The sequence below is a fragment of the Photobacterium sp. 2_MG-2023 genome, from assembly GCF_030547675.1.
GTDB lineage: Bacteria > Pseudomonadota > Gammaproteobacteria > Enterobacterales > Vibrionaceae > Photobacterium > Photobacterium arenosum.
The window spans coordinates 1-824 of sequence record NZ_JAUOQQ010000059.1 but is presented as its reverse complement, the minus strand read 5'-3'; the positions used below and the strand labels follow the sequence as shown (position 1 = coordinate 824).

1 protein-coding gene is annotated in these 824 nt (G+C 40.7%); it reads right to left on the bottom strand.

Annotated elements, in window-relative coordinates:
- Positions 1-387: 387 nt before the first annotated feature.
- Positions 388-824, bottom strand: a 437-nt coding sequence (locus Q4491_RS21430; RefSeq protein ID WP_303460808.1) for an SUMF1/EgtB/PvdO family nonheme iron enzyme, incomplete at its 5' end; no start/stop codon positions are given.

The following is an 824-nucleotide window of genomic DNA, read 5'->3' as shown; positions in this document are numbered from 1 at the left end:
TTCATGCTGAAATCCTTTGTTTTTAGTGCCTTAGTCTACCGAAATGCCTAAAGCAAAAACACTGATAAGCAAAGTCAATTATAAATACAACCGGTATTTCTTGAACCAAGCGCACAGGATTGGAGTGCATAAAACGGTAAAGCGAACTGAATGAAAAATTATCTTAAATGGCCGCCAGCAATCAGCGTTCAATGAATGGGTAATGACGCTGATGGAAACGAATACAGTTGCAGACATGGACAAAGCACCTTTCACTCCTCGGCAAGGTCAGGCTTTTTATCAGAAGTGCTCCGAAGTAGAGCAACAAGTAGCTATGCTTGATAACCGGAGTCGAACAAGTCAGTATGCGTAGAAATTATGGCCCAAAAGGGCCATAATTTTATCCGTTTATTCATCAGTTTTTTTGACAACACATCGAAAAGTATTTGCTAAAACGTAAAAGTCTTGATTTGGGGATTTATCAATTCGTCCGAAGGTAAATCCATCACGCATTACTTTGTCCTCACCAGAATCGGGACCCTGAGGATTATTAACGGGTGATTGTAAGTAGTAATCTTTGTCATACCAGTCATTGACCCACTCGGGCCTGTTGTTGCTCATACCATAGATTCCCAGCGGGCTAGGAGGAAAATTCCCTAAGTTTTTTTCAGGCGCGGTACTACTGTTAATTTCTGAATCTGATACTTCAATATATTTATTCAGTTCAGGATCAAAATATATACTTTCTGAAAGTAGCAGATAACCATTATTTGTTGCGTAATATTTATGCTGACCTCGGCTGCGAGCCGCGAACTCCCACTGTGCTTCGGTGGGTAAGTCAATAG